We start from the raw sequence: 24,135 nt of genomic DNA on the forward strand, positions 1-24,135 counted from the left end.
GCTCAATAACTGAATTTCCACGTACACCTCGTTGGGTTTCAAGGCTGCTCCGCAAAGCAGCCATCATCTCAAAACGGTGTATCAGTTTTCAATCGCTGCTTGTATCAGTTTACAACCGCTGCTGACACCGGCGGGAAACGACTCACCCATCCTCGCCGCCCGAGTGATCATCCAGCGCAACCCAACTAACAACGAGATCGAGGCGGCTATCGTGCCATAGATGCGAAGGGGGCAGCGTTGCGCGTAGCGCATCGCGTGGGGTAGATGTTGGGGTTGCGGGATGCGCCGCGCGGCCAAGGGGTTGCGCAGCATCCCCTTGTGGAGCGGGTGTTGCGAGAGAAGGACTGGAGGCGGCATGCAGTGCCGGTCCGGAAACGCAGTGGACAGAGCGCAGCGCAACAGGAGGAAACGAGCTCGAAAGTGCTAGATCCAGGCAACTATTGATCTTTGCAAGGGAAACACAGTACCACCGATCTGGTGCCCACACCCGCCAACGGCGGCTGCGCAAATCGACCTCCAATCCCGTCTCACCGACTCATGTAAAGATGAATTGCCGACGTTGATCGATGGCTTCGAATGGAGGCGGCGTCGTAAGCGTCAAGCCAGCGCCGTCTTGAGCCCGTCAATGAATTAGAAGATGATGGCATCACACCGCTGGGAAGCGGCGTGTTGTTTAAGCCGAAGGGAGCTGCGCAGCGCAGTTCCAGGGCAACAGTATGTTGCTCATTCTTCGCGCGGGTACTGTTTCTCAAGCTCTTTGGCAACTTCAGGCGGAGATATGAGACGCACCGCTCGGCCGTACCAGCAAAGGTCAGCTGTCGCACGATGAGCCGTCTGCCATGGCTCTTCTGCGCAAATTAGGGAGGTTACCCTGCGCGTCTCTTCCGCGCAGACCGTGTAAAACGGACACATATACCTTCGAGACTTTGGGAGCTGTAACGTTGGCACGATCTCCCCCTTGCTTGAGTGCAGGCGAACAAAGTCGAACGCGGCATGCATAAGGCGTCGGCCTTCATCCAGCAACGGGTCCCGTTCGTCGTCGAGCACGAACTCATACAGCACGTCGCGCTGAAGGTCATCTTCGCCTCCCTGACGTTGTTGGAGGATGCCGCAGGCACCGAAGGCACTCACGATCGGAGTGAGGTTACCGTTGTTCTGAATGATCTGCTCAATTATTGCAAGCTCAACGAAAGGAAGTTGCTTACGAACCTCAAAGTTCGAGCGCATAGTACTGACAGTCTTTCTGACTGCACGAGCCATTGGCTCTTCTATGGGGAAAACATCCTCGATCACCTTAAGTTGATCTTCAATCCACTCACTGGCTTCATGAAGTTCTTGGCGCTGATGTTCTTGCAGCATGGCAAAGACATCACCACCTTTCTGCATCTCGGCCTCGGCCATAGCAAGTAGGTGCAGTAGTGACGACGGCGGATCGGAGTTCTGTAGGGATGCTATCCCACAAGCAATGACCAGTTCGTCTCTCAAGGTCGGTGCTGCATGATTCGCTAGCATCTTTAAAAGTAGATACGGAGAGAAAGGCACGTCTACAGGTTTCCCGCCAGCACGAACCGTGAAGCGTGCTTCCAACATGTACGCGACCGATTCAACGATTTCATGAGATCCGATTTCGGCTGAGGCTGTATAGCAATCGCCTTGGTCATTTCTGATGCTTAACGCGCAGACGATAGCACGAGTAGCGATGTCTAGGCCCGGCAGGGTCTGAGAGCGCTCTGATACCCCAGTAACTGTTATGAGCTCGGCGGACAATTTGCCAGGTATATTGTTTGGTCGCCGATTTCGAGTGATCTGGATAAATGCGTTTTTTTGCCTGAAGTGCGCCTGGATTACTTCGGGATTAGCAGATGACCCCATGCTGAAGCCATCAGGTCCGATAGTTTTACGGAAGACACTCCAAAGATGAATTAGATTGGCGAACGAAGATAGTCCGTGGATAGTCGACACATTGTGTAGGTAGTGCGTCCACTCGTGAAGTATATACGCCAGCTCATGGCCTCCCACGAAGCCTCTCGGATTCTCTGGGTCACAGAAGGCAGGCAAATTGACTCCAAGTTTTATCAGCTGGCTGTCAGGTAAGTAAGACGCTATGGTTTGGCTTGACAAAGACTTCTCCTTTGAAAACTTATGTTTCCACTTCAACTTCCCTGCAACTGCGCGTAAGTAGTTCGGTAGCTGTCGACGTTCCGCAGCCTGAGCTCCGTGATAGGTGCGAGCACGCGGCAACCAATGGATCCCCCATCAGAATATTTCGGCATCCGCTCATCACTCTAACTAATGAAGCGCAGCCAGGGGCAGCATCGGTTCTTTGCCGATAGTAGCCGCTGAGTATAGCGAAATATCAAGCGAAGAAAATCACACATTGTCATATAAGCGGTAAGCGTCTGCCCAAGGGGTCAGCGCCGATGGCCGCGCTTCGTGCAGGTCATAGAATTTGCGCACCGCATGGGCCCAGCATGCGGCCTCTTCAATCGCGCCATTTTCGTAGAGCGCGTTAAAGCCAGCATAGGCGTCGACTTGCAGCACGCCGCTGAAACCGGCCAGGTGGGTTTGCGGATGGATGCCTTTGCGATCCGGCGAGTAGGCGAACCAGACGGCGGCCGGGGTGGTGTCGCCGCTTGGCCGGTCATCGCGCACGTATGTCCACAGCCGGGCAGTCTTGGTTTTGCCATTGCCGGGAGCGGAGCACCGGGATCGGAGTGTCATCGGCATGCAGCTTGGTGGAGGCCAGCACGTGGTGCCGGATAGCCTCGACCAGCGGACGCAGTAAGGCGCTGGCGGCGCCAACCCAGCTTGCCAGCAATGCGCGATCCAGGTCCACGCCTTCGCGTGCATAGGTCACGCTCTGGCGGTAGAGCGGCAAGTGGTCGGCGAACTTCGCCACCAGGACATGCGCCAGCAAACCTGGACCGGCGATGCCGCGTTCGATCGGGCGGCTCGGCGCAGGCGCTTGCACGATGGCGTCGCAGCAGTTGCAAGCGAGCTTGGGGCGTACATGGCGAATTACTCGGAAGCTGGCCGGTATATATTCGAGCTGTTCGGCCACGTCCTCGCCCAGAAAGCGCAGTCCACCACCGCAAGACGGGCACGCGTCGGCGGCGGGCATGTGGACCTTTTCATCGCGCGGCAGGTGCTCAGGCAGCGGCTTGCGTACGGGCTTGTTGCGTGGTGCCCGGTCAGTTTCAGGTATCGCCTTCGTCACCTCGCCTTCATCGGCTTGCAGATCCTCCAGCTGCAGTTCCAGCTGCTCGATCTGGTGGTCCAGTTTCTCGGACTTGCGGCCGAACTGCATGCGCCGCAGCTTGGCGATCCACAGCTTGAGATGCTCGATCTCTGCGGCGCGCGTGTTCAACTGCGCTTCCAGTCCGGCCACCTGGTCATCGCGTTCTTGAACGCGACGTTCGCTTGCCAATAGCAATGCCTTGACGGCGGCGATATCGTCAGGGAGGTCGGCGACGGTCAGCATGAGGCGAGTTTACGCGAGGCCGATGACGTTTACAAGGCTGACGTCGGCCGCCAGGTTCGCTCTGGACGACGCCAGTCGATTCCCTCCAACAGCATCGAGAGCTGGGCTTGCGTCAGCGCCACGCTGCCACTGTCGGCCTGCGGCCAAACGAAACGTCCGCGCTCAAGACGCTTAGCCAGCAAGCACAGGCCGTCGCCGGTCCACCACAGCACTTTGAGCATGTCGCCGCGCCGGCCACGGAACACGAAGACGTGGCCGCTGAAAGGATCTTCAGCTAGCGCCATCTCCACTCTTGCCGCCAACCCGTTCATGCCAGCGCGCATATCGGTGATGCCGGCGGCGAGCCAGATCCGGGTGCCAGCAGGAAGCCGATCATGCGCGCAAAATTTGCAATACTAGCCGCAGCAACGCCGCGTCCGTGCCAGCACAGACACGCACGGTAGCGTCGGCAATGGTGATTTCAATAGCGCTCCCGCGCGCGGCGCCGCTTGCCGGCTTTTTTGCTGGCGAGGACGGTTTCAGCACCACCGGGAGCAGCCGCATTTCATCCGTAGCGGTCCAGTGAGCAGACCTGAGCGCAGATCGCGACGCCATTTGAACAACATGTTGGTGTTGATGCCGTGATCCTGGGCCAGCTTCGATACCGACACACCGGGATCGCAGGCCGCCACTGCCAGGCGATGTTTAAACTCCGGCGAGTAGTTTGGTCGCCCTCTACGATTACCCGACACCACTTCAGTGTCCACAGTAGTTCCCGCCAAAAAAGTAACGGGAACTACTTTGGCAGACGCTACTCGCTACGAACAGACGGTGCAAGGAAGACGCTTACGCGGCGTCCAACACCTTACCGCAAAGACATCTTGCGCAGCAGGCGCTCCGATACAGCGTGGAGCGCGACCGGGATGTCGGGTTCACAAAACCAGCCTTGCTTGAGCAAGCGCGCCGGCCCTTGTCCACTTTCCGGATAATGCTGAAATCCCGTCAAACAAAAACGCTCTTCGGACATCCAAGCAATGTCACAGTCCAGCAGCGTCAGGTGGGTGGTGGTGGTGCGCCTGACCGAAGCTTGCGTGGTGTGGCGCCCCAATTGTTCGTGCATTACGTTGCTCAGCGCAATCCTCGACGCAGTGAGATTGGGGCCCGTATTGAGCACGCGATGGCGCGACATTTCAACGCCTTCCTGATGGCTTGTCCATACCTTGAACTGCGCTTCGCAGCCCGGCAGGTCAAATCGGCATAACCACGACTGGGAGGCGCGCATTGTTTTGCTATCCCAAGTTAAAGACTCTTCCCCGCTCAGCACGAACGTGTCGTTCCGGAACCAGGTCAGTTTCGGCGCGGCGAGTTCCGACACCGCAACCCGGCTGCCCGGCGGAATCAGGCGCGCAACTTTCGTGGGCCTGCGCTGCCCCTGGTCGGTCACTTCGACCACCACCAGCTCGAGCGAGTGTCCAGAATCGCCAATTTGCTCGGCCACTGACAACATCGCCCCGCCATCACGCCGCCTCCAGACCCATACCCTCACTACACCCCCCATTTACTGTGCATGCATACAGTATAACAGGGCGATTCGCATTATCCCTTTTTTTGGAACCGGGCACCTGTAGAACGTAAGTGTCAACGCAAAGCCTTCTTGCGCAGCTTGTTATTCTTTGGGTGTTGGCGCCGGTTACATTCGTGCGCCGGGTTTGTCACTACAGAAAATCAATAATTTCCAAGGCACCGCGCCCAACCACCACTTGCTTAAATTTTACTGGGAATTGGTATTTCGCGACTATGTCGCGTCTTCGCTCATCGGGCATATCCTTCCCGAAAATTATGGCCTCTACCCAAACCGGCTCGTAATGAACAGAATCGGTATTTTCATTGATGAAGACTAATCGCGGTGCCATCCCATTGCCAGTCTGGATGCGATACTCTTTTTCATGTGCCCAGTCCGTGTGCTTTGTTCGAAGCGCTTCCCAAATATCGATACCGAACTGATGCCGGTAGTCTAGCAAGAATTCCGCTAAGCGAATTTCGGGAAGCTCGTCTTTGTAAGTTACTTTATCGCCGCCTATGAATTCTGATTTAAATTCAATGCAAAATCCGGTGTGGTCAGCGCAGTAGTGGTACCACATCGGCGTAGATATAGGATTGGCAGATAGGCAATAGAATCGGTATGAGTCAATGAGTGCTTCTGTGCTTTTGTAGAAGTTTTGTAGATACTTCTTCCCCTTCCGCGTGATGCCTTGGTAGTCTACTAATGTTGGAGTTCCTCGAGCCAATGGGTGGAGCGACCGCAGGTTTGAGGAATCGATACGCTTAAGTTCTTCGATTGTCGGCGCAACAAGTGCAACTCTCGCGTCGAATGTGTCATTAAAAGCTTTCCTCCCGCCGAAAATGGCTTTGCAGGAAAACAAGGCGTCAAGCGAGTAGTACTCGTCTTTACGATATTTGTACAAAAATGCGGGGCGGTGCATAACGCTAGGTAGGTGTAAAGTGCAACAACTGATGAGCGACGCGGCCGCCGGAATAGGCTACCAGCCCTGCGATGAGCGTGAAGTTGCGCCACTTATAGAGACGAAGTGCAACTGGTTTTTGCTTTGCTAGCAGCCCGTCGACTTCGCGTAGCTTAGCCTCCCATTTTTCGACTCCAACGTAATCCGCGCTACCGATTTCTTCTTGGTTCCGTCGCTCGCGCGCACACTTCTCGTTAGACTTTATTGTGAGTTGCGCTTTTTGTAGCGAAAGGCTGTGAATAAGTATTGAGCGCTCGATACGATACAGACCTAAAGCGGCGGAAGTTGCAAGCGCCGCTAAACCTGCAACTTCAACAGCGACGGTCCAGTCCAACGCTTTCAACTGAAGCGTCTGCACACCCCACGCGGTGAGCGCACCTGCAATACCGACGATGTGATAGTCGTACTTTTCACTGGCGTTGAGCCACACTTTGTACGCTTCTAATGCTTGATTATTTTCAACCATCTTTACCTCTGAGAAGTTTGAAAAAGCTTAGCACGTCTTCCCCCCCGCTGGAAAATCGACAACGGCTCCAGTCTGATCTTCCACCAGCGCAAAATCTCGGTATCGTATTAGCTCGTGCAAGGTGTGAGCTACCTCCGCCAAGTGTCACCAACGACAGTGAGCCATTATCTTCCATGAAGAAATGCGTTGCCAGTATTGAGCCGCCGCAGGACCCGCGAACTCAGCCTTCTCAAACTAGAGCAAGGAGGCCATCATGGACAGTCAAACGAAAGAACGGCGAACTCAACCACGCCTCACCGAGCCAAACCTCATCAAACTCGAGGCAGTAAAGCGCATCTGTGGGCTCTCTAGGGCCAGCATTTATAGCGCGATTAAGCTGGGCACATTTCCTCCGCCCGTTAAGCTCACACGGCGCGCAAGCGCCTGGGTGAAGGAGGAAGTCGATGCATGGGTTCAGCAGCGTATCGCGATCAGCCGCCGAAAAGGCATCAAGCCAGACTGAGCAGCTTAACCGCAACTAGCTGCGGTGAGAAGCACACGATGGCCAATCGTAACTGCTGCAATACTGTTGACCCGAATTATGAATCGCGGTCAGACGTAACTGGGCAACTGGCCGGCCGTCCCGCGCGCAAGTCGCCATGGCCGGCTCGGAGGCGGTTTGCCTGCCGCCATTCACCGCCGCTCACTCTCGTAGCCAATTCCCTCACCTGATTTCCGCCAGCAACGTGGGGCATGTCTTGAACGTCGTGAAATCGCGACGAAGTCAAAAATTTTTCTGTCCACCAGAAGCTACTAAAAGCCACGAAAATCCCGTGAAGTTTTTCATACTTTTTTCATACCAAACAAAAAAGGCCTACGCAGAAAATCGCGTAAGCCTTTGATATAAAACGAAATCTTGGTGGGAAGTGCAAGTTTCGAACTTGCGACCCCTGCAGTGTGAATGCAGTGCTCTACCCCTGAGCTAACCTCCCGAAGCGAGGCGAATTATACGATACGTCCCAGGCAAAATGGAAGGGTCAACGTGAAAATTCTTCCGTTGTCTCTCACGCCGATAATTGCGGCGCCATCGCGGCGGTCCAGATGCATTGTCCTTTGACCGCCTTGTCCAGGCCGGCCAGCGCTTCCACGTGCGCTGCCAGTTCGTCGTCCGACGCTGGCAGGAAGATGATGTCGGCCATGGCCACTGGCGCCAGCAATTCACTGCCGGCCGGTTTGACTTCTTCCACATCCATGCCCAGGCTGTTCTGGCCGCGTGTCATGGCCAGGTAGACGTCGGCCAGCAACTCCGAGTCGAGCAGCGCGCCGTGCAGTTTGCGGTGGGCATTGGAGATGCCGTAGCGGTCGCAGAGTGCGTCCAGCGAGTTGCGCTTGCCGGGGTGCAGTTCTTTCGCTTGCACCAGGGTGTCGATCACGCTGCCGATGTGGCTGCTGAAGTCCGGCAGGTTAAGGAGCTTGAATTCGTGGTTCAGGAACCCCAGGTCGAACGGCGCGTTGTGGATGATGACTTCGGCGCCCTGTATGTAGGCGCGCAAGTCTTCGACGATTTCGTGGAAACGCGGCTTGTCGCTCAAGAACTCGGTGGTCAGGCCGTGGACGTTGAGCGCGCCCTCTTCCGAATCGCGGTCGGGATTGATGTAGACGTGGAAGTTGTTCCCCGTCAGCATGCGGTTTTCGAGTTCGACACAGCCGATCTCGATGATGCGGTTGCCCAGTTTGGGGTTGATGCCGGTGGTTTCGGTATCGAGTACGATTTGGCGCATAGTGTTTCGGTGATTGCTACAGACAAGCAGACTAGTATAACAGGCCTGCCGGTTTTACTTTTTACTGGCGGCGCGCGCCACTTCCACGCCGCGGTTGGCCAGCATGTCGGCGCGCTCGTTGCCGGGGTGGCCGTTGTGGCCGCGCACCCAGCGCCATTCCACCGTGTGCAGCGCTTGCGCGATATCGAGCGCCTTCCACAGGTCTTCGTTCTTGACCGGTTCCTTCGAAGCGGTTTTCCAGCCGCGTGCTTTCCAGCCATGGATCCACTCGCTAATGCCCTTTTGCACGTACTGGCTGTCGGTGTGCAGCACGACGTCGCAGGGCCGCTTGAGGATGCTCAGGGCTTCGATCACGGCTTGCAATTCCATGCGGTTGTTGGTGGTGTCGCGCGTGCCGCCGCAGATTTCCTTCTCGGAGTTGCCGGCCACCAGGAATGCGCCCCAGCCGCCCAGGCCAGGGTTGCCCTTGCATGCGCCGTCAGTAAAAATTTCGACCTTATCCATCCTGCTGTTCCCGTCTTTTGTTGGTTGCCGGCACGACCGCCGGGGCCGTTGCCGATTTCTTGGCCCACGCCGGGCCGATCAGATGCATGCCTTTCACGCGCTTGATGGCCTGGATGACGTACACGCCGCCAAAGAACGGCCACCAGCGCGGACCGGCATTATCCATGAATGCGTAGCGTTGCAGCCATTTTTCTGTGCGGCAGGCGGGCGCGTAGCAGCCGAGGTGGCTGTGGCTGTCACCCATATTCAATAATTTCAGCCAGTCCTTCATGCGCGGCATGGTAATCAACGATTCCGTAGGCGGCAGGAACGAGGCGCCACCCACGCGTCGCAGCACATGGCGCGCCCCCCACAGGCTGGTGGGATTGAAACCGCAAATGATCACCTGCCCTTCGGGTATCAGCACGCGCTCGACTTCGCGCAGCACCTGGTGCGGATCGGTAGAAAACTCGAGTACATGCGGCAGCACCACCAGGTCCAGGCTGTGCGAGGCGAACGGCAGTTCGGTGAAATCACAGGTGAGCGAGACGGGCCGCGCCGGCGGTATGGCAATCACCGGCGCGGTCATCGTGGCCGCCGTACCGGCAGGCGCGGACAGCGAGGTTGGCACGATGTTTTCCGGCCGTACTTTGCGGTCCACCAACCACTTGTTGGGCATGCGGTTGGCTGCCAGCGCGTCAATCTGCGGCAGGCCGATCTGCACCGCGTTGTAGCCGAAAATATCTACCGTTAAATTATCAAGACACGTTTGTTCCCACGCACGCATGTACACACCGGCGGGCGTTTGCAGCCAGCCTTCCAGCGCTATAATGGATTGCTCCGAACCTGCTTTATCCATGTCCAGCCTTTAGCGATCCAATGACCATATCTTCTCAACAAGCTCTCAGTGTTCTTACGATTCCAGCGTTCAAAGACAACTACCTGTGGCTGATCCATGACGGCGTACACGCTGCCGTCGTCGATCCCGGTGAAGCCAAGCCGGTCCTGGCCGCGCTCAAGGAACACGGCCTCAGGCTCACCGCCATTCTACTGACCCACCATCACGCTGACCACATCGGCGGCGTTCCCGAATTATTACAGCATTACCAGGTTCCCGTTTATGGACCGCGCAACGAGAGCATCGCCACCGTCACCCTGCCCGTCGGTGAAGGCAAGCAGATCGACGTGCCGGGCCTGGCGCTGCGCGTGAGCGTACTCGATGTGCCGGGTCACACCATGGGCCACATCGCCTACGTGCGCGCACCGCTCGATGCCGAGCCCACCTGGCTGTTCTGCGGCGACACTCTGTTTGCAGGTGGCTGCGGACGACTGTTCGAAGGCACGCCCGCGCAGATGATCAGCTCACTCGGCAAGCTGGCCGCGCTGCCCGATGATACCAAGGTGTACTGCGCCCATGAATATACCCTATCCAACCTGCGCTTCGCGCGCGTGGTCGAGCCCGATAACGTGGCGCTGCAGGAAAGGGTAAAAGTAGAGACCGACAAGCGCGAGCACAACCTGCCCACCGTGCCCAGCACGATCGCGATCGAAAAGGCCACCAACCCGTTCCTGCGCTATCGCGAACCGGCAATCGCAAAGGAACTGGTAAAGGCTGGCAAGCTCGACAAGATCGACACGCCGCTGGCGACGTTTACGGCTTTGCGCTTGTGGAAGAACGATTTTTGAGGTGACTGCAGCGAGTGCGGGGAAGACCGCCACGCCAGTGGGATCCATGTGTGGCGTATCTGCGTACTCAGCATGGATCCCCGCGTGCGCGGGGACGATGACTTGAAGGTTGTCGATCCGGATCAGATTTCTTCGTACAGCGGCAAGGTCAGGAACTCGGCAAACTCGGTCGAGGTGGACATCTCTTCGAAGATTTGCGCGGCGCGCGGATAGGTCGGGCCATCGCCACCAGGCGCATCGCGCTGCACCTTGGCCAGCTCTTCCGGAATCATCGCCCGCACCATGTCGGCCGTGACCTTGCGGCCGTCCTCCAGCACGCCCTTGTCGGAACGGATCCATTGCCACACTTGCGAACGGCTGATCTCGGCCGTCGCAGCATCTTCCATCAGGTTGTGGATCGGCACGCAGCCATTGCCTGCCAGCCAGCTGCCCAGGTAGTGGATGCCGACATTGATGTTGTAGCGCAGGCCAGCCTCGGTGATTGGCGCTTCGGGCTTGAAGTCGAGCAGTTGTTCGCGCGTGACCTCGATGTCGGGGCGCTGCTTGTCGATCTGGTTGGGTTTGTCGCCAAGGACCTTGGTGAATTCGCCCATTGCCAGTTCGACCAGGCCCGGATGTGCGACCCAGCCGCCGTCGTAGCCGTCGGTAGCGTCGCGCGCCTTGTCGTTGCGCACGCCGCCCATGGCGACATCGTTTTTCTCAGGATCGTTCTTGATCGGAATCAGCGCCGCCATGCCGCCGATGGCCGGCGCATTGCGCTTGTGGCAGGTCTTGAGCAGCAACAGTGCGTAAGCACGCATGAACGGCGCGGTCATCGTCACCTTGGCGCGGTCGGCCAGGCAGAAGTCCTTGTCCAGCTTGAATTTCTTGATGCACGAAAAGATGTAATCCCAGCGGCCGGCGTTCAGGCCCGAGCTGTGTTCGCGCAGCTCGTACAGGATCTCGTCCATCTCGAACGCGGCCAGGATGGTTTCGATCAGCACGGTGGCTTTGATGGTGCCCTGCGGCAGGCCTAACTCGTTTTGCGTCATGACGAAAATGTCGTTCCACAGGCGCGCTTCCAGGTGCGATTCCATTTTCGGCAGGTAAAAATATGGGCCGGCGCCGCGCGCCAGTTGCTCCTTGGCGTTGTGCACCATAAACAGGGCAAAGTCGAAGATGCCACCGGAAATGCGCTTGCCATCGACCAGCACGTGTTTTTCATCGAGGTGCCAGCCGCGCGGGCGCACCACCAGCGTGGCGACCTTGTCATTGAGCTTGTACGACTTGCCGTTTTGCTCGAGCGAGATGGTGCGGCGTACCGCATCCTTCATATTGATCTGGCCGGTAATCTGGTTGTCCCAGTTGGGCGTATTGGAATCCTCGAAGTCGGTCATATAGCTGTCGGCGCCCGAGTTGAGGGCGTTGATCACCATCTTGCGCTCGACCGGGCCGGTAATTTCCACGCGGCGGCATTCGAGCGCAGCGGGAATCGGTGCGATGGTCCAGTCGCCGTTGCGGATTTCTGCGGTCTCGGGCAGGAAGTCGGGACGTTCGCCGGCGTCCAGACGCTTGGCGCGCTCCACCCGCACGGCCAGCAATTGCTGGCGACGCGCCTCGAATTCGCGCGTGAGCTTGACCACGAGACTCAACGCCTCGGTGGTGAGAATGGCTTCGTAACCGGGTTTGATGTCACCGGTAATTTCCATGTCCTGGGGCAGATTGATGGACAGCGTCATGTGCAAGATCTCCAAGAGAAAAGTTAACTTCCATACCAAATTATAAGCATCGCCACAGTGCGCACGCCGGTTTCTTTTTTAGTGTGTCGGCTCGGTGACACCATGGTCTTTTTTCCAGTATATTCACTCTTTAGTTACGCAAACGAGACTAAATATCACTTCATCCATGCGTTTTTGTCACAGATAGAGAGTTCACGATGGGCCAATTCAGACAGATTTCCACCTTTGTCGAGGTCGTGGCCAGGGGCAGCCTGTCGGCTGCCGCGCGCGCGGAAGGCATTGCGCCGGCCATGATTGGCCGCCGGCTCGATGCGCTCGAAGCGCGCCTCGGCGTCAAATTACTGCAACGAACCACGCGCAAACTGGCCCTCACCGACGAGGGCACGGCATTTCTCGAGGATTGTCAGCGCATCCTGGCCGAGCTCGAGGAAGCCGAATCAGCCGTGGCCGAACGCAGCGCCCGCGCCACCGGCCACCTGATGATCTCGGCGCCCGCCGGTTTCGGCCGCCAGCACGTGGCGCCATTGCTGCCATCATTCCTGACCGAGCACCAGGACCTCACCGCCACCCTGAACATGACCGACCGCGTGACCGACATCGTCGGCGAAGGCATCGACGTGGCGATCCGCATCGCCAGCCTGGCCGATTCCAGCCTGGTCAGCGTCAAGCTGGCCGATAACGAACGGGTGGTGGTGGCGGCGCCCTCCTATCTCAAGCGCCACGGCACGCCGGAAACCCTGGCCGACCTGGCGCGTCACAACTGCCTGGCGATCAGCAGCGAAGGCAGCCAGCGCGGCTGGACTTTTCGGGAAAACGGCAAGAACGTGGTGCTGAAAGTGGGAGGCAATATGGGCTGCAACGACGGCCAGGTGCTGCACGAATGGGCGCTGGCTGGCAAGGGGCTGGCATGGCGGTCGATGTGGGAAGTGGGCAGCGAGATCGAAGCAGGCAAATTGCGCACGGTGCTAGCCGATTTTGCGGCGCCGGGCAACGATATCCACGCGGTGTTCGCGCAGCGCCGGCATTTGCCGCTACGGGTGCGGGCGTTCGTGGATTTTTTGCGGCGGGCGTATGCGCAGCCCGACTACTGGCGGCGTAAACCTTTGCAGCAGTGAGCATGAGGAAGGCGTAACCGCGCTGAGACTTGCGGTTTGCCAAACGTATAGACGAAAAAAAATCCTCGGTTACCGAGGATTTCTTTATTTCGTTAGATCCAGCGTATTACAGAGGCTGAATGTTCGAAGCTTGCTTGCCCTTAGGGCCAGCGGTCACTTCAAAAGAAACGCGTTGGTTCTCTTGCAGCGACTTGAAGCCTGCCGACTGAATCGCCGAGAAGTGAGCGAACAGATCTTCGCCGCCTTCGTCAGGGGTGATAAAGCCGAAGCCCTTCGAATCATTGAACCATTTTACGATACCAGTTGCCATTACAATTCCTATTTCAGTTAAGTTGGGCTTGCGCCCGTGATATCGTTTGAGGCAAGAAAGACATACAAACTGCAGTACTCTTGAATCTAAACGATTCCGTATTATACCCATTTACTAGAGAAAAGCACGTGTTCACAAAAATAAATGCAAAAGACCGCATTTTTTGGTAGAAAAAGCCGGAAGACAGCGTGAACAATCTTCCGTTTTTCGCTTCGCCTACCGCTGCTCATGAACAGCAACTCTCTCGTTCAAAGCGTACATGTCATTATAGACAACTAGATCATAACCGATTTGCGATAGATCAAGTGGACTACGTGTTTCAATCGTATTCGGCAGCACTCGCGTCGCGCGCCGCCCATGCCAGCAAGCGCTCCACCTGAGCTGGGATAGGCTCCCAGTCGGCGCCCTCTTTCATGACCGTGCGCACTTGCTGCTCGATACGGCGCGCCTCCTGCCCCAACGTCGCGAATCCGAAGGTGCCGGCCGAACCGGCCACGCCGTGCAGCAGTTCGTGCAACTGGTGCAGCGCTGCTGCGGAGGGCGCGGCGCCCACGTCACTATCGCGACAGGCAGCGAGCGCCTGCGCAATCTTGTCCATCGTCCCTGGCACGGTGGCGGCGAACTTGGCGTTGAGCGCCGCCAGGCGGGCGCGAAAATCAGGATCGGTCGAGGCGTTCATATATATGCGGCGATTACTTGGTGCCGAAGATGCGGTCACCGGCATCGCCCAGGCCCGGGATGATGTAGGCATGGTCGTCCAGGTGCGAATCGAGCGAGGCGCAATACAGCTTCACGCCCGGGTGCGATTTCTGGAACACTTCCACGCCTTCCGGCGCCGCCACCAGCGACAGGAAAATGATTTGCTCGTCGGTCACGCCACGCTTTTTGAGGACATCAACCGCATGCACGGCCGAGTTACCGGTGGCAACCATCGGGTCGCACAGGATAAAGGTACGCTCGACGGTGTCCGGCAAGCGCACCAGGTATTCCACCGGCAAGTGGGTGGCCGGGTCGCGGAACACGCCGATATGGCCCACGCGCGCAGACGGCACCAGGTCCAGCAAGCCGTCGCTCATGCCGATGCCGGCACGCAGGATCGGCACGATGGCCAGTTTGCGGCCGGCGATCACCGGCGCGTCGATGGTCATCAACGGCGTTTCGACGGTGCGGGTAGTCAGCGGCAAGTCGCGCGTGATCTCATAGCCCATCAGCAGCGTGATTTCCTTGAGCAGATCGCGGAAAGTCCGGGTGGACGTATCCTTGGCGCGCATATGGCTCAGCTTGTGCTGGATCAACGGATGGTCGGTGATGAACAGGTTCGGGAAGCGCGGATCTTGTTTCATTATTGTTTGCTCTATGAAGACGTTTATGCACGCCATTATACAAGCGGCGCTCGCGCGGCGGCGGTGCAGCCGTGGCAACATGGCGAAACAACTATCTGTGCGGTTTTAGAGATTTCTCAAGAGAAATTAATGAAACCCAACAGAATGTTGTCTTTAACCATGTAAAACCCCGCGCAGAAGTGATAAAGTGCTTTATGGATTTGCAAGATTCACATAATCCGCGTGTCACATATACAAATTAGAAAGCTTAGATTTTTGCAATGCAACAGCCCTCCACACCTCAAACGCCACGCGATTTGCTCCACGAGCTGGACCATTTCATGGAAGAAGCTGGCGATGTGGTGTTTCGCCTCGATGCCGCCGGCGCGGTCGCCTTTGCCAGCAAGCGCGCCACCACGCTGATCGGGCGCCTGGCGCCGCTTGCCGGCCTGTCGCTGGCGCGGCTGGTCAGCGATGATCATCATGCATCGATCACGGCGGCGCTGGCGGAAGCGCAGGCCACGCACACGCCGCAGCTGCTGCAAGTGCGCATCAAGGCGCCCGAGAGCGAAGTCTGGCACGAGTTACGCGTTTCCTTCCTGCCGCAGACGGGCGGCATGCTGGTGGTGGGCCGTAACATGTCGCAACAACAAGCCACCGAAGAGCGCCTGCGCCACCTGGCCACCCACGACGCGCTCACCGAATTGCCCAACCGCCTGCTGCTGTCGGACCGCATCCGCATGGTGATCGCCAACGCGCGCCGTTCCGGCCAGGGCTTCTCGGTGGCCACCATCGGCCTCGACAGTTTTAAGAAAGTCAACGATGGCCTCGGCCACCCGGTGGGCGACGCGCTGCTGCAAATGGCCGCCGCGCGCCTGCGTAAAACCCTGCGCGACAGCGATACGCTGGCGCGCGTGGGCGGCGACGAATTCGTCGCCATCCTGCCCGGCACCCATACCGAGGCGCAGATCAAGCTGGTCACCGGGCGCCTGATCGCCTCGCTGCAGTCGCCGTTCGACATCGGCAAGCACACCATTTACGTGGGCGCTTCGGTCGGCGTGTCGATCTACCCGCTGCACGCGGAGGACGAGGTACGCCTGGTGGCGCTGGCCGATGCCGCCATGTCGCGCGCCAAGGAAACCGGCAAGGCGCGCTGCGTGGTCTACAGCCCCTCGCATGCGGGACCGCCGCAGCACGATATCTCGCTCGAGGCGGCGATGTTCCAGGCAGTGCGCGAAGGCGAATTCCTGTTGTACTACCAGCCCATCGTCGATGCGCCCACGCGCGAAATCCAGGGCTTCGAGACGCTGATGCGCTGGAAGCACCCCACGCTCGGCATGGTGCCGCCGGTGCGCTTCATTCCGATCGCCGAGGCCAATGGCCTGATCAACCTGCTGGGCGCCTGGGCGCTCAAGGCGGCGTGCGTGCAGCTGCGCCAGTTCGAGGAAGTGGCGCGCCGCAGCCTGTACATATCGGTCAATATCAGCCCGCGCCAGTTCCGCAACGATAAATTCCTCGACGTGCTCGACGACGCCCTGGCCTTTTCCGGCCTGCCCGGCGAACAGCTGGTGCTCGAAATTACCGAAGGAACGCTGATGATCGACCCGGTCCACGCGGAATCCATCTTGTCCAAGATGGCCGAGCGCCGCGCGCGCATCGCCATCGACGATTTCGGCACCGGCTATTCGTCGCTGGCGTATCTCAAGCGCTTCCCGATTTCCGTGCTGAAGATCGACCGCGCCTTCATCCGCGACCTGCCCGGCTCACAAAAGGATGGCGCGATCTGCAGCACGGTGCTCGACCTGTCGCGCCACCTGGACCTGTCCGTGGTGGCCGAAGGCGTGGAAACCGAAGAGCAGATGGGCTGGCTCAACGACCGGGGCTGTCAGTACATCCAGGGCTACCTGACCGGCAAACCCATGCCCGCCAATGTCGCCATGGCGGCGCTGCGCGAAAGCATCCACGCCAAGCTGCTACCGCATGCAGTGCCGGCCCAGGCCATGCAGGTGACGCCATGACCGACTTGGAAGTCATTGGAGAGCAAGGCGAGAAGACCCTGGCGAAGCTGTGGGAGTGCACGCGCCGGCGCGGCGACATGCCCGGCTTCGCCAAGGCCATCACGTCGATCTTGGGCGCCATGCGCGGCGAGGACGACCAGGCATTCAACATGACCAGCACCGTGCTGTCCGATCCGGTGCTCACGCAAAAAGTCCTGCGGCTGGCCAACAGCAGCATGTATTCGGCCTTTGGCCAGCACGTCAACACGGTTTCGAAAGCCGTGGTGGTGCTGGGTACCGACGCCATCGGCCACCTGGCGCTGGGGCTCAAACTGATCGAGGAAATGGGCGCCGACACGGCCGATGGCGAAGCCACGGTGGCGCACATCGAAATGGAAAAAGCGGTATTGGCAGGCATCGTGGCGCAGCAGATCGCCACGGCCGCCCACAACCCGCGCGGCGAAGAAGCCGTGGTGTGCTCGATGCTGCACACGCTGGGCCGCATGATGCTCACCTTTTACATGCCCGAGCGCTGGCTCGAGCTGCAACGCCGCGCCGACGACGACGGCACCAGCATCGAAGCGGTTGCCCCCGACATGCTGGGGCTGAGCATGGAGCAGCTGGGCCACGCCGCAGCCCTACACTGGCGCCTGCCCGCGCAGCTGGTCGACGGCATGCGCCGCATGGATCCGCCCGAAGAAGGCGCCGCCATCGAGCCGGCCGACTGGGTGGCGGGCCTGTCTACCATGTCCGCCATGTGCGCCGAATCGCTGTGGCACGACGACGCCGTCGGCGCAGCCGAGGTGCAGGCGCTGACCGAGAGCTATTCGTCGCTGCTGGGCATGGAAGCGGACAACCTGATGATCGCCATCGAGCAGGCCAAGGTGGTAGCGGCCAACGATCTGACCATCGCCCCGCTTTCGCGCCCGGCCGAGCGACGCGCGAAGGCGCAGGCGCAAAACCGCCAGCGCGCGGCCGGCAACAAGATCCTGCTCAGCGGCCTGGCCGATATGCGCGACGTGCTGGACACGGCCAGCCCCGGCCAGATGGTGCAGATCGCACTGGAGACCATTTACAAGGGACTGGAGTTTTCGCGCGCCATCGCGTTCGTGCGCAACCGCCGCGAAAGCCTGTACGCAGCGCGCATCTGCTTCGGCAATGACAGCCGCGAGCTGCTGGCGGCGATGAGCTTTGACGACGCCTACGAACCGAACGTGTTCCACGCATCACTCAACAGCGACCGCGTGATCTTCATCGAAAATGCGCGCGACGCCAAGTTCGCGGCCAAGCTGCCGCAGTGGTGGAAAACCTCGCTGTCGGAGGCGCACAGCTTCGTCATCATTCCGCTGTCGTACAACGGCCAGGCGGCCGGCTTCCTGTATGGCGACTGGGACGACACCTTCCCGCCGATCCAGCTCAGCCCCACCGAGTTCTCGCTGCTCAACGACATCCGCATGATGGTGGTGCGCGCCGCCGAACGGCGCCACAAGCAGGAGACGGTGGCCACCATCACCGCCCCCACCCGCGCCTGAAGAAGCTTACCGGGAGATGTCGGGTGTAGCCACCTTGACATCGCCGCACTGGGCACGGTGCATCAGCGCGTGGTCGATCAGCACCAGCGCCAGCATCGCTTCTGCGATCGGCGTGGCGCGTATGCCCACGCACGGGTCGTGGCGCCCGAAGGTTTCCACCAGCACCGGGTTGCCTTCCTTGTCGATCGAATGGCGCGGGGTGCGGATCGACGACGTTGGCTTGATGGCGATCGACACCGTGATGTCCTGGCCAGTGGAGATGCCGCCCAATACGCCGCCGGCGTTATTGCCGACGAAGCCTTGCGGCGTCAGTTCGTCGCCATGCTCGGTGCCCTTTTGCGCCACCGACTTGAAGCCGGCGCCAATTTCCACACCCTTCACCGCATTAATGCCCATCATCGCGTAGGCGATGTCGGCATCGAGCTTGTCGTAGATCGGCTGGCCCAGGCCCACCGGCACATTCTGGGCGATGACGTCGATGCGTGCGCCGATCGAGTCACCAGCCTTGCGCAGTTCGTCCATGGTCGCTTCCATGTGGGCGATCAGGCCGGCATCGCCGCTGGCGGCAAAAAACGGATTGTCGTGCACATGGGTCCAGTCCTGGAACGGCACCGGAATGTCGCCCAGCTGGCTCATGCAGCCCTTGAACGTGGTGCCGTACTGCTGCTGCAACCACTTTTTGGCCACGGCGGCGGCGCCGACGATGGGCGCGGTCAGGCGCGCCGACGAGCGGCCACCACCACGCGGATCGCGCACGCCGTACTTGTGCCAATACGTGTAGTCGGCGTGGCCCGGGCGGAAGCTCTCGGCGATGTTGCCGTAGTCCTTGCTGCGCTGGTCTTCGTTGCGGATCAGCAGCGCGATCGGGGTACCGGTGGTCACACCCTGGTACACGCCCGACAGGATCTCCACCGTGTCCGATTCCTGGCGCTGGGTCACGTGGCGCGACGTGCCCGGTTTGCGGCGGTCGAGTTCCGGCTGGATATCTGCCTCGGACAAGGCCAGGCCCGGCGGGCAGCCATCGATCACGCAGCCAATTGCGGGACCGTGCGATTCACCGAAAGTAGTTACAGAAAACAATTTACCAAATGTATTACCGGACATAGGAAGAGAATCTTTGGAATTATAGGGATTTCTATATTCTAACAGCTACCGCACGCCCGGCGCGTGCCGGGGCGATGGCCCATCCCTAGGCCTGGTCGATTCTTTGTTGCAATACAGACGCATGTGCAACGGCAACGCAACGGCCGGTGGACCATCGCAGGGGAAATTCGAGTTCATTTTAACAATTCGCTATATACTTACCCAGAAGAACACCGAGCAATCCTGGAGACGCGACACATGCCCCAACCGATCACCCCTCCTGGCTACCGACAGCTTACGTCTGTGGCCAAGGATGATCAAGACGACCTGGTATTCCTGGAAGAACATCCGGCGGCAACGACAGACACCAGCACCACCGGCGTATGGCGCGTGATGATCATCGACGATGACGAGGACGTCCATTCCACTACCACCTTCGCGCTCGGCAACCTCGACATGCAAGGCAGGCCGCTGGAATTCGTCCACGCCTATTCCGCCACCCAGGCGCGCCAGTTGCTCGCCACCGAAACCGACATCGCCGTGATTTTGCTCGACGTGGTGATGGAGCAGGACGACGCCGGCCTGCACCTGGTGCGCCATATCCGCGAAACGCTCAAGCTTGTCGATGTGCGCATCATCCTGCGCACCGGCCAGCCCGGCTACGCGCCCGAAATCGACGCCATCCGCGATTTCGACATCAACGACTACAAGACCAAGTCCGAGCTCACGCGCATCAAGCTCTATACCACCGTCACGTCGGCCATCCGTTCGTATGAACAGATCCGCAAGATCGACGACAGCCGCCGCGGCCTGAACCAGATCGTCCACGCCAGCACCGAGTTGATGGCGCTGCACGGCGTGCAGAATTTCGCCTCCGGCGTGCTGACGCAGATCGGCGACCTGCTGGGCATTCCCGCCAGCGGCGTATTGTGCGTCAAGGACTGCCCTGGCGACGGCGGTTGCCACGAACTGATGGTGATGGCGGCCTGCGGCCAGCATACTCACCTCGACCACGGCGCCCATGCCCACGCCCGCCACGTCCATCACGCACCGTTGGCCGACGCCCGCATCAGGGCGGTCATGGAGCAGGCATTGGCACAACGCGGCAATGTGTACGGTCCCGATTCCATCACCCTGTACTTCGCCGGCAAGGCCAGCCGCGACTTCGTCGCCTACCTCGACGTTGCAACGCCGCCCTCCGACATCAACGAACGCCTGCTCGACGTCTTTTGCGGCAACGTGGCGGTGGGGCTGGACAACGTGGAACTGGTCAGCCATCTGCACAACGCAGCGTTCTACGACCAGCTGTCCAAGCTGCCCAACCGCACTCGCCTGCTCGAAATGCTCGAAGAACGGCTGGCTGCATCCAGTACGGTGGCGCCAGCGGACCAACAGGCCACGCTGGCCCTCGTCGATCTCGACCACTTTGCCGAAACCAATGACGCGCTGGGCCACCAGTTCGGCGACCTGCTGCTGGTGTCAGTCGCCAACCGCCTGCAGGCGGACCTGGGGCGGCAAGTGACGGTGGCGCGCATTGGCGGTGATATTTTCGCGCTGCTGGGCGACGCCAACCTGGTCACGCCCGCCGCGCTGCTGGCGCTGTTCCAGCAGCCGTTCCGCATCGACGGCCAGGATGTACAACTGTCGGCCACGCTGGGACTGGTGCGCCTGGAAGAACATGAAGGCAGCGGCGGCGACGCCCTCAAGGATGCCGACATCGCCTTAAAGCGCGCCAAGAGCCAGCAGCGCGCCGGCTACTGCTATTTTTCGCGCTCGATGGGCGTGGAAATCCGCGAGCGGGTACGCATGATGCACGCGCTGCGCACCGCGTTTGGCCAGCGCCAGCTGTTCGTCATGTACCAGCCGCAGATCGACCTCGAAACCCGGCAGCCGGTCGGCGCCGAAGCGCTGCTGCGCTGGCAGACCGAAGACGGCACCTTCGTCTCGCCCGACCGTTTCATCCCGATCGCCGAATATTCGGGCCTGATCATCGACCTCGGCGAATGGGTGCTGCGCACCGCGTGCCGCGAACTGATGGCCGTGCGCGCGGCCGGCCACCTCGACTTCGTCATGTCGGTCAACGTCTCGCAGGTGCAGTTCCGCCACCCGCACTTCCTCGAGATGCTGCGCCGCGCGCTGGAGGAAACCGGCGCGCCGCCGCAGAACGTCGAACTGGAAATCACCGAATCGATGGCGATGGAAGAACCGGATTTGCTGATCAAGATGCTCGACCAGATCAAGCAGACCGGCGTCTCGATCGCGATCGACGACTTCGGCACCGGTTTTTCGTCGCTGTCGTACTTGCAGCGCCTGCAAGTGGACCGCCTGAAAATCGACCGCGCGTTTGTCACCGAAATTACCGGCTCGGCACGCGGCAGCAGCATTGCCGAGATGGTAATTCAACTGGGCCGCAACCTGGGCCTGACGGTGATCGCGGAAGGGGTGGAAGACGAGCGCCAGGCGCAGATCCTGCACGCGCTGGGCTGTCCGCTGGCGCAAGGTTTCCTGTTCGCGCGGCCGATGAAGGCCGATGCGCTGCAGGTGTGGCTCAACGGCGAAAAATAAAAGGTAGCTCCCTGTCCCGGTCACGCCGGGCGCAGGGAGCGCGGGAGAGTCAGTCCGGATGCGGCTCGGCCTGGTCGCCGGGCCAGTCGCGGATATAGGCCTTGAGCATGCGGTTTTCGAAGCTTTGCGCTTCCAGCACCGCGCGCGCCACGTCGTAGAACGAAATCACGCCGAGAATGGTCTTGGCGTTCATCACGGGCAGATAGCGCGCATGTTTTTCCAGCATGATGCGGCGCACTTCGTTGACTTCGGTATCGGGCGTGACCGTGATCGGGTAGTCGTCCATGTGCTTGCGCACCGTGCCGGCGCCGACATTGCCCTCGTTGGTATGCAACGCGCGCAGCACTTCGCGGAACGTGAGCATGCCAACCAGGTCGCCGAATTCCATGACGACCAGCGAGCCGATGTCTTTTTCCGCCATGATGTCGGCCGCTTCGGCCAACGGCTGGTCGGGTGAGATGGTGTAGAGAATGCTGCCTTTGACCTGCAGGATTTCGGAGACTTTCATATTTGACCGTCCTGTCCGCTGAGAGGCTTCGTGGGTAGATGATGTCATTATTAATTTTAATGTTTAAGCCTAAGCCGAATGTAGCCTATGCATGGCGAAAAATCCAGCGCCACGCCCCACGATATCGCAAGAATTTGATAAGAGTGTTGCAACACTCTTATGCTGCACCGCAACCAAAGCGTGGTTATTAACGGCAATCGATGGGGCCGAAGTGGTCTGCCAGGCTTTTGCCGAGCCCGGTTTCGACGGCGTTTTCCACTTCGCGCGCCAGTTGCGCCGCTTCGCGCGCCGACAGCTTGTCGCGCTCGTCCGTGTCATCGTCCACCACGCCGGCATTGACCGCCATGCCGCCGAACACGAACAGCCGGTACACCTCGGCCAGCGTCAGTTTCTCTACATTGGCCAGCAATACCCAGTGGTCGCTGCCGTCGGACACGCGCTTGCCCCACTGCACCCGGCGCGGCGCCGGCACGTTGACGCGCCCCACCCAGCCCTCGGCCAGCATTTTTTCAAGCAGGGTATCCATCTCGTCAAAACCCAGCCGGGTACGGGTGCGGATGGTGCCGGCGCTGACCAGTGCCGTGTCGCCGCATTTGCAGGCCAGGAACAGCACTTTCAGAATCGCCATGGCATCGACAAATTCGCCGCCAGGCTTGGCCTCGTGCCACCAGCGCTCGTATTTGACCACCGGCAGCGCGGCCACCAGCAAGGCGCCGATCAGGGTGATCACCCACGACACGTAAATCCACACCAGGAACAGCGGCAAGGCCGCCAGCGCGCCGTAGATCTTGGAATACGTGGGGAACTGCGTGATGAAAATGGCGAAGCCGCGCTTGGCCAGTTCGAACGCCACACCGGCCACCAGGCCGCCCCAGGCGGCGTCGTACCAGTCCACGTCGCGATTGGGCACCGCCACGTACAGCAAGGTAAAACTGGCGGTGGTCACGGCCAGCGATGCGAACGTGTAGACGATGGCGCCCACCACCGGGAACTGCTCGAACAGGTCGGACGTGGCCATGAACACGGTGGACGACAGCGTCAGCGAGACGCCGATCAGCAGCGGCCCGAGCGTGATAATGGCCCAATAGACCAGGATGCGCCGAGTCCAGCTACGCTCCCCGCGCACGCGCCAGATGCGGTTGAACACGCGCTCGATCAGGTTCATCATGGCGATCGACGTAAAAATCAGCGCCACCGCGCCCACCGCCGACAGCCGCGTGGCCTTGGACGCGAACATGGTTAGGTAGTTGAGGATGGTGGCCGAGATTGTCTTGGGCATCACGCTCTGGACGAAATACGCTTCCAGCGACGCGCGGAAGGTATTGAACATCGGGAAGGTGGTGAAGATCGCCAGCGCGATGGTGAGCAGCGGCACCAGCGCGAACACGGTGGTGAAAGTGAGGCTGCCAGCCACTTGCGGCAGGCTTTCCTCGCGCAGGCGGCGGTGGGCGAACAGCACCAGGTCGCGCACCTCGGACCACGACAGCGCGCGCACGGTATTAACGCCGTTGCGGCAGCTGCGCAGCAGGTAGAAGAAAATCGGTTGTATATATTTTTGGAACATGAGCGATAATCGGATTTCAGGAGCGGCGGCGGCCGATTTTTCAC

Annotated in this window: 22 protein-coding genes, 1 tRNA gene and 1 pseudogene; 6 read left to right on the top strand and 18 right to left on the bottom strand. The window is 59.7% G+C overall.

The features are described from left to right. Positions 1-723: 723 nt before the first annotated feature. From F8197_RS11845 to F8197_RS11875, 7 genes and pseudogenes are all read right to left on the bottom strand, one after another. A complete protein-coding gene (locus tag F8197_RS11845; protein ID WP_152882066.1) occupies positions 724-2,121 on the bottom strand; it encodes a hypothetical protein in 1,398 nt (465 codons plus the stop codon). 288 nt (positions 2,122-2,409) lie between these two features. After that, a pseudogene (locus F8197_RS11850) lies at positions 2,410-3,481 on the bottom strand (IS66 family transposase); the annotation flags it as partial. A 29-nt stretch (positions 3,482-3,510) separates the two neighbouring features. Next, the gene (gene tnpB / locus F8197_RS11855; RefSeq protein ID WP_373996898.1) at positions 3,511-3,831 is read right to left on the bottom strand and encodes an IS66 family insertion sequence element accessory protein TnpB; all 321 of its coding nucleotides are present in this window, start codon (positions 3,829-3,831) and stop codon (positions 3,511-3,513) included. A gap of 168 nt (positions 3,832-3,999) precedes the next feature. Next, positions 4,000-4,227, bottom strand: a complete 228-nt coding sequence (locus F8197_RS11860) for a transposase (protein ID WP_373996851.1) — start codon at positions 4,225-4,227, stop codon at positions 4,000-4,002. Positions 4,228-4,325: 98 nt separating this feature from the next. Then, positions 4,326-4,967 (bottom strand): hypothetical protein, encoded by a 642-nt coding sequence (locus tag F8197_RS11865; protein ID WP_152882069.1) that lies wholly within the window; start codon positions 4,965-4,967, stop codon positions 4,326-4,328. Between the two features lie 208 nt (positions 4,968-5,175). Beyond that, positions 5,176-5,943 carry a DUF2971 domain-containing protein gene (locus tag F8197_RS11870; protein WP_152882070.1) on the bottom strand — a complete coding sequence of 256 codons (768 nt, stop codon included), beginning with the start codon at positions 5,941-5,943 and terminating at the stop codon, positions 5,176-5,178. 4 nt (positions 5,944-5,947) lie between these two features. Further along, on the bottom strand, positions 5,948-6,448 hold the full coding sequence (locus F8197_RS11875; RefSeq protein ID WP_152882071.1) for a hypothetical protein: 501 nt from the start codon (positions 6,446-6,448) through the stop codon (positions 5,948-5,950). A gap of 253 nt (positions 6,449-6,701) precedes the next feature. Here F8197_RS11875 and F8197_RS11880 point away from each other — a divergent pair, with 253 nt between their 5' ends. Further along, complete coding sequence (locus F8197_RS11880) at positions 6,702-6,950, top strand: AlpA family transcriptional regulator (RefSeq protein WP_152882072.1); 249 nt, start codon at positions 6,702-6,704, stop codon at positions 6,948-6,950. Between the two features lie 394 nt (positions 6,951-7,344). Here the strand turns inward: F8197_RS11880 and F8197_RS11885 are convergent. From F8197_RS11885 to F8197_RS11900, 4 genes are all read right to left on the bottom strand, one after another. Then, positions 7,345-7,419, bottom strand: a tRNA-Val gene (locus F8197_RS11885). A gap of 72 nt (positions 7,420-7,491) precedes the next feature. Continuing rightward, positions 7,492-8,208, bottom strand: coding sequence for a DNA polymerase III subunit epsilon (gene dnaQ, locus F8197_RS11890; RefSeq protein ID WP_152882073.1), 717 nt, complete (start codon positions 8,206-8,208; stop codon positions 7,492-7,494). 54 nt (positions 8,209-8,262) lie between these two features. Further along, positions 8,263-8,712: a ribonuclease HI gene (rnhA, locus tag F8197_RS11895; RefSeq protein WP_019920826.1), complete on the bottom strand. Its 450-nt coding sequence runs from the start codon at positions 8,710-8,712 to the stop codon at positions 8,263-8,265. Next, positions 8,705-9,550 (bottom strand): class I SAM-dependent methyltransferase, encoded by an 846-nt coding sequence (locus tag F8197_RS11900; protein ID WP_152882074.1) that lies wholly within the window; start codon positions 9,548-9,550, stop codon positions 8,705-8,707. Before F8197_RS11900 ends, rnhA begins: the two co-directional genes overlap by 8 nt. A 20-nt stretch (positions 9,551-9,570) precedes the next feature. On the opposite strand from F8197_RS11900, the gene gloB reads away from it, so the two are divergent. Then, positions 9,571-10,377 (top strand): hydroxyacylglutathione hydrolase, encoded by an 807-nt coding sequence (gene gloB / locus F8197_RS11905; protein WP_152882075.1) that lies wholly within the window; start codon positions 9,571-9,573, stop codon positions 10,375-10,377. Between the two features lie 122 nt (positions 10,378-10,499). On the opposite strand, the gene aceB is transcribed toward gloB, so the two are convergent. After that, a complete protein-coding gene (aceB, locus tag F8197_RS11910) occupies positions 10,500-12,095 on the bottom strand; it encodes a malate synthase A (RefSeq protein ID WP_152882076.1) in 1,596 nt (531 codons plus the stop codon). Positions 12,096-12,292: 197 nt separating this feature from the next. Here aceB and F8197_RS11915 point away from each other — a divergent pair, with 197 nt between their 5' ends. After that, entirely contained in the window at positions 12,293-13,210 is a 918-nt protein-coding gene (locus F8197_RS11915) for a LysR family transcriptional regulator (protein WP_152882077.1), read from the top strand. A 106-nt stretch (positions 13,211-13,316) separates the two neighbouring features. Here the strand turns inward: F8197_RS11915 and F8197_RS11920 are convergent, their stop codons facing one another. The 3 genes from F8197_RS11920 to upp all read right to left on the bottom strand — a co-directional run bounded on the left by F8197_RS11920 (position 13,317) and on the right by upp (position 14,863). Next, a complete protein-coding gene (locus F8197_RS11920; protein WP_008448165.1) occupies positions 13,317-13,520 on the bottom strand; it encodes a cold-shock protein in 204 nt (67 codons plus the stop codon). A gap of 319 nt (positions 13,521-13,839) precedes the next feature. After that, the gene (locus F8197_RS11925) at positions 13,840-14,199 is read right to left on the bottom strand and encodes an Hpt domain-containing protein (protein ID WP_152882078.1); all 360 of its coding nucleotides are present in this window, start codon (positions 14,197-14,199) and stop codon (positions 13,840-13,842) included. A gap of 13 nt (positions 14,200-14,212) precedes the next feature. Further along, positions 14,213-14,863 carry a uracil phosphoribosyltransferase gene (upp, locus tag F8197_RS11930; RefSeq protein ID WP_019920820.1) on the bottom strand — a complete coding sequence of 217 codons (651 nt, stop codon included), beginning with the start codon at positions 14,861-14,863 and terminating at the stop codon, positions 14,213-14,215. A 260-nt stretch (positions 14,864-15,123) separates the two neighbouring features. On the opposite strand from upp, the gene F8197_RS11940 reads away from it, so the two are divergent. Further along, on the top strand, positions 15,124-16,860 hold the full coding sequence (locus F8197_RS11940) for a bifunctional diguanylate cyclase/phosphodiesterase (protein ID WP_227012220.1): 1,737 nt from the start codon (positions 15,124-15,126) through the stop codon (positions 16,858-16,860). Then, positions 16,857-18,371: an HDOD domain-containing protein gene (locus tag F8197_RS11945; RefSeq protein ID WP_152882081.1), complete on the top strand. Its 1,515-nt coding sequence runs from the start codon at positions 16,857-16,859 to the stop codon at positions 18,369-18,371. The genes F8197_RS11940 and F8197_RS11945 overlap by 4 nt, the downstream gene beginning before the upstream one ends. Positions 18,372-18,377: 6 nt before the next feature. Here F8197_RS11945 and aroC read toward each other — a convergent pair whose 3' ends face one another. Then, the gene (aroC, locus tag F8197_RS11950) at positions 18,378-19,475 is read right to left on the bottom strand and encodes a chorismate synthase (protein WP_152882082.1); all 1,098 of its coding nucleotides are present in this window, start codon (positions 19,473-19,475) and stop codon (positions 18,378-18,380) included. A 237-nt stretch (positions 19,476-19,712) separates the two neighbouring features. Between aroC and F8197_RS11955 the strand changes: the two genes are divergently transcribed. Next, positions 19,713-22,019 carry an EAL domain-containing protein gene (locus tag F8197_RS11955; RefSeq protein WP_152882083.1) on the top strand — a complete coding sequence of 769 codons (2,307 nt, stop codon included), beginning with the start codon at positions 19,713-19,715 and terminating at the stop codon, positions 22,017-22,019. A gap of 49 nt (positions 22,020-22,068) precedes the next feature. On the opposite strand, the gene F8197_RS11960 is transcribed toward F8197_RS11955, so the two are convergent. Both F8197_RS11960 and F8197_RS11965 read right to left on the bottom strand, forming a co-directional pair. Next, positions 22,069-22,527, bottom strand: a complete 459-nt coding sequence (locus F8197_RS11960) for a CBS domain-containing protein (RefSeq protein WP_056148144.1) — start codon at positions 22,525-22,527, stop codon at positions 22,069-22,071. Positions 22,528-22,714: 187 nt separating this feature from the next. Continuing rightward, positions 22,715-24,091: a YihY family inner membrane protein gene (locus F8197_RS11965; RefSeq protein WP_152882084.1), complete on the bottom strand. Its 1,377-nt coding sequence runs from the start codon at positions 24,089-24,091 to the stop codon at positions 22,715-22,717. Positions 24,092-24,135: the final 44 nt, after the last annotated feature.

It is taken from the genome of Duganella sp. FT27W (assembly GCF_009295655.1).
GTDB classification, from domain to species: domain Bacteria; phylum Pseudomonadota; class Gammaproteobacteria; order Burkholderiales; family Burkholderiaceae_D; genus Rugamonas; species Rugamonas zoogloeoides.